The following is a 9,674-nucleotide window of genomic DNA, read 5'->3' on the forward strand; positions in this document are numbered from 1 at the left end:
GCAAGGGATGAGTAGTATAAAGCAAACAAAATACATGAAATTATCAGGATTAGAGCCTTTGGTTTTAAATCCTAATATAAATTTTATCAATGTTGGAGAACGTACAAATGTTGCGGGATCTAAAAAATTTCTAAGACTCATCAAAGAAGAAAAGTATGATGAAGCCTTGGCAATCGCATTGCACCAAGTAGAAGGTGGAGCCCAAATTATAGACATCAACATGGATGATGGTTTGATTGATGGGAAAGAGGCTATGGTTCGATTCTTAAACTTGATCATGGCCGAACCAGATATTGCGAGAGTTCCTATCATGATTGACTCCTCTAAATGGGATATTATAGAAGCAGGACTACAAGTTGTGCAAGGTAAATGTGTTGTAAATTCAATTTCATTAAAAGAGGGAGTTGACAATTTTAAAGCACAAGTACGTAAATTAAAAATGTATGGAGCAGCTGTAATTGTAATGGCTTTTGATGAAGAAGGCCAAGCTGATAATTATACACGAAGAATTGAAATTGCTGAAAGATCCTACCGAATAATGGTAGACGAATGTGATTTTCCTTCAGAGGATATTATTTTTGATTTAAATATATTCCCTGTCGCTACCGGTATGGAAGAACACCGAAGCAACGCTATTGATTTTATAGAAGCAACCCACTGGGTACGTACTCATTTACCCAATGCAAGTGTAAGTGGTGGAGTAAGTAACGTTTCCTTTTCTTTTAGAGGGAACAATCCGGTACGAGAGGCTATGCATTCAGTGTTTTTATATCACGCCATCAAGAAAGGAATGAACATGGGTATTGTAAATCCGGCGTTATTAGAAGTCTATGATGACATTCCAAAGGATTTATTAGAACATGTAGAAGATGTCATTTTAGATCGACGTGATGATGCAACAGAACGTTTGTTAGATTTTGCTGAGAGTTTCAAGGGAGAAACAAAAACGGAAGCACAAAAGCTTGCCTGGAGAGAGTTGTCTCTGCAAGAAAGAATCACTCATGGATTGGTAAAGGGAATTGATCAATTTATTGTTGAAGATGTGGAAGAGGCTCGCTTACAAGTTGAGAAGCCTTTAGAGGTCATCGAAGGTCATTTGATGATTGGAATGGGGGTTGTAGGAGATTTATTTGGTGAAGGGAAAATGTTCTTACCACAAGTGGTAAAATCCGCTCGTGTGATGAAAAGAGCTGTGGCCTATCTAATGCCATTTATTGAAGAGGCAAAAGATGAAAATAGTCCTGCTCAAGGAAAAGTTTTATTGGCCACTGTAAAAGGGGATGTTCACGATATTGGTAAAAATATTGTTGGGGTGGTAATGGCCTGTAATAATTACGCTATTGTAGATTTAGGTGTCATGGTTTCACCTGAAAAAATCTTACAAGTAGCCATTGATGAAAAAGTAGATGTCATTGGACTCAGCGGCTTGATTACGCCTTCACTTGACGAAATGGTCCACATAGCCAAAGAAATGAAACGTTTGAATTTCAATATTCCTTTATTAATTGGTGGAGCAACAACCTCAAAAGCACATACCGCTGTTAAAATTGCACCAGAATACGATGGGGGAGTCGTTCATGTATTAGACGCCTCAAGATCTGTGCCTGTAACGAGTAAATTGATTGGAGAAGACAAAAACATCTCCGAGAAATTTAAAGAAGAAACGTATGCAGAATACGACAAGGTTAGAGAAGGCTTTTTAAGTAGAGGTCGTAAGAAAGTTTATTTACCGTTGGAGGAAGCCAGAAAAAACAAATATGAGATTGAATTTAATGATGAAACTGTTTATGCTCCAAATAAAACAGGGGTTAAAGTCATTGAAAACTTGCCATTAGAAACATTATTGCCATTTATAGATTGGACTCCGTTTTTTCAATCTTGGGAATTGCATGGTAAATTTCCTGCCATTTTAGAAGATGAAATTGTTGGTACTCAAGCTCAAGATTTGTTTAAAGATGCCAAACAGATGTTAGACAAAATCGTCAAAGAAAAATGGTTTGTTGCAAAAGCTGTTTATGGTTTGTTTCCTGCAAATAGTGTAAATACTGACGACATAGAGATATACAGTGATCAAAGTCGAACAGAAACCATACAAACGATGCTTACCCTACGCCAACAATCCAAAAAAGCAACAGGGAAACCGCACATGGCATTGTCTGATTATATCGCACCCAGAGAAAGTGGTGTAGAAGATTATATTGGAGCTTTCTGTGTGACAACTGGTTTTGGTGTTGAAGAAAAGGCAGAAGCGTACAAACAAAACTTAGACGATTACAATAGTATTATGGTAAAAGCTTTGGCAGATCGATTTGCAGAAGCATTTGCAGAATACTTACATGACAAAATACGTAAAGAAGATTGGGGATATGCAAAGGGAGAAGATTTAACAAATGAAGACTTGATTAAAGAATCTTATCAAGGTATACGTCCTGCTCCAGGATATCCTTCGTGTCCTGATCACACTGAAAAAATACAGTTGTGGGAATTGTTGAATGTAGAAGAAAATATTGGGGTAACGTTAACCGATAGTCTGGCGATGTTTCCAACAGCATCTGTTTCTGGACATTACTTTGCACACAAAGATGCTCGATATTTTGGGTTAGGTAAAATCACAAAAGAGCAAATTCATGATTTTGCAAACCGAAGAGGACTGACAAATGAAGAGGCTGAACGTTGGTTGGGACCAAATTTAGCAGAGGAGTAAGCGTTTAAATTTAAAAAATAAAGAATTAAAAACTGGATAGGAAAAACAAATACAACCATAAATAAAAGTGATTTTATTTAAAAGTAAAAAAGCAATTATTTAATTACATTTGTATAGCGTATTTAAAAAAGATAAAATTATGGCATTAGAAATAACAGATGCAACATTTGAAGAAGTAGTATTGAAATCAGATCAACCTGTATTGGTAGATTTTTGGGCCGCTTGGTGTGGACCTTGTAGAATGGTAGCTCCTATTATTGATGAGTTAACAGATGAGTTTAAAGGAAAAGCAGTTATTGGTAAAGTAGATGTAGACACCAACCAAGAGTTTGCAGCCAAATACGGTGTGAGAAATATACCAACAGTATTGGTTTTTAAAGGCGGTGAAGTCGTTGATAAGCAAGTAGGCGTTGCACCAAAAGCAACTTATGCGGCTAAGATAGAGGCTGCTATCTAAACCTAATATTGACCCTCAAAAAAAAGATTTCAGTTTTTGAAATCTTTTTTTTTATATAAAATTCTGGTTATGAATATGCTAAGATTTAGAAGTTGAAAAAAATCAAAAAAAGGGCAAAAACCTTTTGAGTAAGTATGATTAAGTTTTATATTTGCCATCGCTAACAGCAACGGTCTGGTAGTTCAGCTGGTTAGAATACCTGCCTGTCACGCAGGGGGTCGCGGGTTCGAGTCCCGTCCAGACCGCAAAAAATTATTTTTAAAATCCCTATGAACGTAAAGTTTACAGGGATTTTTTTTTAGCCTTTAAATGTCTAGATAATACATATGTATCACATTTTCTCGTAGCGTATCATCACTTTGATTCATGCTCTAGAACAACAAACAGTTTATGGAGAAATCATTCATATACGTTTTGAAAAAAAACGAAATTATCGCGCTTACAAAAACTATTTGCAGGCCCATATCTTACTAAAAAGTATTAGCTGACACCGCCTGAACCCCTTTGTGATCAAAACCAAAAAAAGCGCTCAAATTACTTCGAGCGCTTTTTTTTGGGTATGGATTTGAATTCCTTTTACTCGTTAGATAGCAAGATCGGTGTCTTACCATCAGTGATGATAATTTTTGTGTTCGGGGATTTTGACAGTTCTTTAAACGCTTCAATTGTGTTTAATTTTATGATCTGATCACTTAGTCCTTCTGCTAATATTTTTTGAGCATCTTTTTCACCTGTCGCGTTGATGATTTTTCTTTCAGCTTCTAGTTTTTCTTGTTGCAAAACGAATTCCATTCTCATGGCATCTTGCTCTGCTTGTAGTTTTCTCTCAATAGATTTCGCCAAACCATTTGGAAGTTGAATTCTCTTCATCAGCACAGAAATCAAATTGATACCTTCGGCTTGTTTTTCTATGTTGAGCTTCATTTTTTTCATGATTTCTGACTCAATTTTTGAACGCATACCCGAATGCATATCTTTGGCATAAAATTGTGCACAGACATCAGATGCGGCAGATCTAAAAACACTAGTTACAACAGACTCATAATCTTTTCCTAAGTTTTGCAATACAGAGGTCAATTTATCTGCCTCCAAACGATACAGAATAGAGATTTCAGAATTAACACTAAGTCCCTCTTTACTTGGTAGCGTTAAAAACAATTTGATGTTGTTGGTCTTGATTGATTCTTTTACAACTTTACTAATAATTGGATTGTAGAAGACAATTCCTTGGGTTTCGACGTTTCCTTTAAATTTACCTAAAGTTTGTTTGATTCCTGCCTGTCCAGGTCTAATGACACTACAACTGGTAAACAAAACCGTTGTCATTACAAGTAAAATAGATTTTTTCATGAGGTTTATATTTTTTATAAATATAAATAAAAGAATTCATAATTTCAATCTCTATTTATTTGCAGTACGACTTTCAATAAAGGGTGAGGACTAACTTTTGAGGTTTTCTAGAAGATGAAAATAATCATGTTGTAAATCTTCATGTAACGTTTTAATTTTTTTCTCAATGTTTTTAATTTCTCTCGAGAAAATATTAATTAACTGCTGGTTTCTTGTCATAGAAGGGCTCATGATACGTAACTTTTTACAAAAGTACAAAAGGAGTTCTACCTCTGTTTCTCTTACATTGGAATAGCGTATGTAAGTTTTGATACTTTTTAAAATTTTTCTAATACTTTTTTTTATGTAAAAATAAGAATTGGGGTTTATTTTCTCAAAAGCCTCGTCTATTTCTATTTTGATTTCTTTGATATAATCTTGTTCATCATCAGATTCAAAAAGTAAATAGGTTAGTAATTCTTTGTTTTCTTTTTTAAATTTAGATAGCCTTAAAACAATCTCAATAAGTTCATTTCTATCCAGACCGTTTAATTCGGTTTTAAGTTGTCTTACAGTTGCAGTATCCATCGAGACGAAGATAAAGTTTATAACTAACAATGATGAAGTATGTGGTAAAATAATTTTAAAGACGATGGCCACAAGTCATACCCAAAATGTGATTAATATAATTTGAGGGTTGTTAGAGGAACTAAAAAAGGATGCTTACTTTTACCTTATTATTTGAAAACAATATGAAAGTTTCTATTGAAATTACTTTATTACCGTTAGATCAAGATTTTGAAAGCCATATCATTACTTTTATCAAAAGATTGAGAGCTTCAAAATTCACAGTATTAGAGAACCCAATGAGCACACAAATTTATGGGGAGTATAGTGAGGTCATGTTTTTCCTAACAAAAGAGATCGAAAGAACATTTGAGGCTCAAGAAAATGTTATCCTCAATTTAAAACTAGTCAAATCCGATAGGAGTCATTATGAACCACATTTTTAATTTTTTTTTAAGCGCCTATCAAGATACCTCCACGGGTGATGTTTTGTTAGAAGCTGTTGCTTTTGTGTTTGGAATTGCAAGCGTTGTCTATTCTAAAAAAGAAGACATATTGGTTTATCCAGTGGGGTTGGTTGCCACAGTGATTACCGTATATTTGCTGTACAAAGCACAATATTTTGGAGACATGATGATGAACTTTTACTATTCCGCTATGAGTATTTATGGCTGGTGGAATTGGTCTAGAAAGAAAAACAATAAAACCATTGTGCCTATTTCTAGGACTACATCAACAGAAAAAAGAATAGGTGTTTTTATGGTTTTGATTACCATGTTCATTACTTCTATTGTATATGTATATTTTGGATATGATCTCAAACCTGAAAACTATATCGATGTTTTTACCTCTGGAATTTTCTTTACAGCCATGTGGTACATGGCAAATAAAAAAATAGAAAATTGGATGCTTTGGATTTTTGCTGATCTCATTACTGTGCCCTTGTACGCATATAGAGGTTTAGGAATGCTATCCTTACAATATTTAATTTTCACAATACTGGCCGTTCAAGGTTATTTGGCATGGAGAAAAAACTTAAACAACACCCAAGCAATCTAGTTAAAATTGTTTTGTTTGGTCCAGAATCGACAGGTAAAACGACACTCTCTGTTCAGTTGTCTGCGCATTACAAAACAGCTTGTGTTCCAGAGTTTTCTAGAGCATACTTACAAGAGAAATGGGACAAAACAAAGAAAGTATGCGAAATAAAAGACATCATACCCATTGCTAATGGTCAAATGAAATTAGAGAATAAACTCGCTAAAGAAGCCAATAAACTATTGATTTGTGACACTGATTTATTGGAAACAAAGGTCTATTCTGAGGCTTATTACGACGGTTTTGTGGACAAAGAATTAGAAAAATATGCCTTAGAAAACCAATATGACTTGTACTTGCTAACTTATATTGATACCCCTTGGGAGGCAGATGACTTGAGAGATCGGCCAACCCAGAGAGAAGAAATGTTTATGGCTTTTAAACATTCCTTAGACAAATACAAGAAACCTTATATTCTTTTGAAAGGCGATAAAAAAACACGCTTTCACCAAGCCGTCAAAGAAATTGATCAACTTTTAAAGAAGTAAGCAATAAGTATGAATCGAGAAGAATTTACAAAGGAATTAAACTTTAAAGCTGTAAGAAGTTCAGGAGCAGGAGGGCAACACGTGAATAAAGTTTCAACCAAAATAGAGTTGACTTTTAACCTACAAGATTCAAATGCTTTAAATCTTAGAGAAAAAGAACTGCTAAAAGAAAAGTTGTCTTCAAGATTGACAAAAGACCATCAGTTAATTTTATGCTGTGATAAGACCAGGTCACAACATAAAAACAAAGAAATAGCGATCAAAAGATGTTTCGATTTGATCAAGCAAAGTCTAATCCTTCCCAAAAAAAGAAGACCCACAAAACCCAGTCGATCCGCAATAAGCAAGAGGATTGAGAGCAAACAAAAAAATGCGCATAAAAAGTATTTGAGAAGAAAACCACCGCTAGAATAATAATGCATTAATTGTTTCACAAATAGAAAATACATTGTATTTTTGCATCGTTCTCAAAAAGGGGTGCTTGTAGGGTTGTGGTTCGGTCGTTTATTTTAACACCAAAATTTTCAATCTTATTATGGCTGAGATCATACCCAATGAACCTAGAACAGGTAATGCTGTTTAGGGAATTATCATAAAACAATATCCGTATTTGTTTGTGATGTTTTAATTAATCTATTATTCAATATTAACTTAAGAATAATTACCTCTTTTTATTCGTTTTAAAATTATTTAAAATGAAAAAAATACACTTTTTTTTATTCTTGTTGGTTGGTGCTTTATCAAATGCTCAAACGTTTAGCATTAGTGGAAATGTAACCAATCAAAACAACAAACCTTTATCTGGTGCTACCCTCTCAATTATAGAGCGTAACCAGGCAATGTTAGCTGATGATAAAGGAGAATTTAGCACAAAATTAAACAAAGGGTATTATACCTTTGAAGTTTCTTTTTTGGGTTATCAAACGGTTTCCAAAAAAGTTTTGGTTACCAAAGACGTCAATCTCAATTTTGTTTTAGAAACAAGTTCAACTCTTTTAGAAGAGGTGTTGGTTTCTGCTGTTCGTGTGACTGAAGAGGTCCCTGTTACGTTTTCTAATATTTCTAAAAAAGAATTGGAAAAACGTAATTTAGGACAAGACATTCCTATTTTGTTAAACTATATGCCTTCAGTCGTTTCTTCTTCTGATGCAGGAGCAGGTGTAGGGTATACGTATATGAATGTTCGTGGATCAAATGGAGAACGTATCAATGTAACTGTAAACGGAATTCCATATAACGATGCAGAGAGTCATGGAACTTTTTGGGTAAACTTAGGAGATTTTGCTTCTTCTACACAAAACATACAATTACAAAGAGGAGTAGGAACCTCTACCAATGGTTCCGGAGCTTTTGGTGCCAGTTTAAATATTTTGACAGATGCAATATCAGAAGCGGCATATGGAGAAATTTCGAATACGTTTGGTTCTTTTAATACCCGAAAGCATACGGTGAAATTCAGTACAGGAAAAATTAACGATCACATAGAAATAGCAGGTCGTCTCTCCAATATTTATTCTGATGGATATGTTGACAGAGCATCTTCAGATTTAAAATCATTCTATCTACAAGCAAGTTATACCGATGAAAACACCTTGATCAAAGCCATTACGTTCGGTGGAACAGAAAAAACGTATCAGGCTTGGTATGGTTTAACAGCTGAACAGTTGAGAGAGGATAGAAGACAAAACCCTTACACCTATGATAATGAAGTAGATGATTATGGGCAAAACCATTATCAGTTGCATTGGAATGAAAAATTAACAGAAAATTGGTCAACAAATTTAGCGTTGAATTATACCAAAGGTGCTGGTTTTTTTGAACAATACAAAGCAGAAGTGGATTATGAAGATTTTGACAAGCTAATTGCAGATGGTAGTGATGTAATTGTAAGACGTTGGCTTGATAACGATTTTTATGTCGCTAACTTTAATACCAATTATAAGACCCAAAAAATAAACTTAATTGCTGGGGCATCTTTCTCAAACTATACAGGAAAACATTTTGGAGAAGTAATCTGGGGAAATGAATTGTTACCGGACACTAAAATAAGAGATCAATATTACTTTTCTGATGCTACAAAAATAGACCTGTCAGTTTTTACTAAAGTTACGTTTGATCTTACCGCACAACTATCGGCTTATGCTGATTTACAAAGAAGAACTGTAAATTATAAAACCGAAGGAACTACCTCAGACTTGGATGCAATTGATGTAAATGCTCATTTTAATTTCTTCAATCCAAAATTAGGTTTTACCTATAAAATGAATGCTAACAATCATATATACACTTCTTTTGCGGTAGCCAATAGAGAACCCAACAGAAATGATTATGAGGCGGGCGTTACTACGCATGAAACCCTAAATGATTATGAGTTGGGATGGAGATCAAAAAGTAAAATCATTGATATAAACACCAATGTTTACTATATGAATTATAAAAATCAATTGGTACTCACAGGAGAAATAGATGGAGTAGGGGCACCAATCAGAGCTACTTCTGGAGATAGTTATAGACTTGGTTTGGAAGTAGATGCAAACATCAAAGTAAATAACAAAGTTTCTATCAAACCAAATGTTTCTTTGAGTAGGAACAGAAACAGAGATTTTAAAGCTCAGATTGATGGAAGTTTTCAAGATTTGGGAGATACAAATATCTCATTTTCCCCAAATGTGATTATCGGTAATATATTCATGTATCAACCCACAAACGACTTTCAAGTATCTTTTTTGTCTAAATATGTAGGAAAACAATACATGAGTAATCTTAACAGTAAAGTCTCTGAAAATGATGTTTTGGAAGAATACATTACCAATGGCTTAAACGCAACTTATAACCTGCGAACTTCAAAAATATTTAAATCTATCTTATTTTCTGTTTTGATCAATAATATCAACAGTGTTAGTTATGTAGATAGAGGATACTACTATACTTATGATGATAATTGGTCGGAACCCAATGCAACAAGTACCCTAGACGGTGCAGGATATTACCCACAAGCAACCCGAAATTTTTTAGTCGGTGTTACTTTTAA

9 protein-coding genes and 1 tRNA gene are annotated in these 9,674 nt (G+C 34.2%); 8 read left to right on the forward strand and 2 right to left on the reverse strand.

Annotation, left to right across the window (positions count from 1 at the left end; genetic code table 11):
• Positions 1-7: 7 nt before the first annotated feature.
• The 3 genes from metH (at position 8) to ABF281_RS09090 (ending at position 3,406) form a co-directional block, all read left to right on the forward strand.
• Positions 8-2,704, forward strand: coding sequence for a methionine synthase (gene metH / locus ABF281_RS09080; RefSeq protein ID WP_347181365.1), 2,697 nt, complete (start codon positions 8-10; stop codon positions 2,702-2,704).
• Positions 2,705-2,843: 139 nt separating this feature from the next.
• The gene (trxA, locus tag ABF281_RS09085; protein ID WP_347181357.1) at positions 2,844-3,161 is read left to right on the forward strand and encodes a thioredoxin; all 318 of its coding nucleotides are present in this window, start codon (positions 2,844-2,846) and stop codon (positions 3,159-3,161) included.
• A gap of 171 nt (positions 3,162-3,332) precedes the next feature.
• Positions 3,333-3,406: transfer RNA gene (locus ABF281_RS09090), tRNA-Asp, on the forward strand.
• 331 nt (positions 3,407-3,737) lie between these two features.
• Here the strand turns inward: ABF281_RS09090 and ABF281_RS09095 are convergent.
• Positions 3,738-4,511 (reverse strand): prohibitin family protein, encoded by a 774-nt coding sequence (locus tag ABF281_RS09095; protein ID WP_347181358.1) that lies wholly within the window; start codon positions 4,509-4,511, stop codon positions 3,738-3,740.
• Between the two features lie 90 nt (positions 4,512-4,601).
• Positions 4,602-5,078, reverse strand: a complete 477-nt coding sequence (locus tag ABF281_RS09100) for a hypothetical protein (protein WP_347181359.1) — start codon at positions 5,076-5,078, stop codon at positions 4,602-4,604.
• 164 nt (positions 5,079-5,242) lie between these two features.
• On the opposite strand from ABF281_RS09100, the gene ABF281_RS09105 reads away from it, so the two are divergent.
• The 5 genes from ABF281_RS09105 to ABF281_RS09125 all read left to right on the forward strand — a co-directional run.
• Positions 5,243-5,503 carry a YkoF family thiamine/hydroxymethylpyrimidine-binding protein gene (locus ABF281_RS09105; RefSeq protein WP_347181360.1) on the forward strand — a complete coding sequence of 87 codons (261 nt, stop codon included), beginning with the start codon at positions 5,243-5,245 and terminating at the stop codon, positions 5,501-5,503.
• Positions 5,487-6,116: a nicotinamide riboside transporter PnuC gene (gene pnuC, locus ABF281_RS09110; protein ID WP_347181361.1), complete on the forward strand. Its 630-nt coding sequence runs from the start codon at positions 5,487-5,489 to the stop codon at positions 6,114-6,116. Before ABF281_RS09105 ends, pnuC begins: the two co-directional genes overlap by 17 nt.
• Positions 6,080-6,643 carry an ATP-binding protein gene (locus tag ABF281_RS09115; protein ID WP_347181362.1) on the forward strand — a complete coding sequence of 188 codons (564 nt, stop codon included), beginning with the start codon at positions 6,080-6,082 and terminating at the stop codon, positions 6,641-6,643. Before pnuC ends, ABF281_RS09115 begins: the two co-directional genes overlap by 37 nt.
• A 9-nt stretch (positions 6,644-6,652) precedes the next feature.
• The gene (gene arfB, locus ABF281_RS09120) at positions 6,653-7,057 is read left to right on the forward strand and encodes an alternative ribosome rescue aminoacyl-tRNA hydrolase ArfB (RefSeq protein ID WP_347181363.1); all 405 of its coding nucleotides are present in this window, start codon (positions 6,653-6,655) and stop codon (positions 7,055-7,057) included.
• Between the two features lie 281 nt (positions 7,058-7,338).
• The coding region (locus tag ABF281_RS09125; RefSeq protein ID WP_347181364.1) for a TonB-dependent receptor at positions 7,339-9,674 on the forward strand (2,336 nt) is incomplete at its 3' end.

This window comes from Wenyingzhuangia sp., from assembly GCF_039768515.1.
GTDB lineage: Bacteria > Bacteroidota > Bacteroidia > Flavobacteriales > Flavobacteriaceae > Wenyingzhuangia.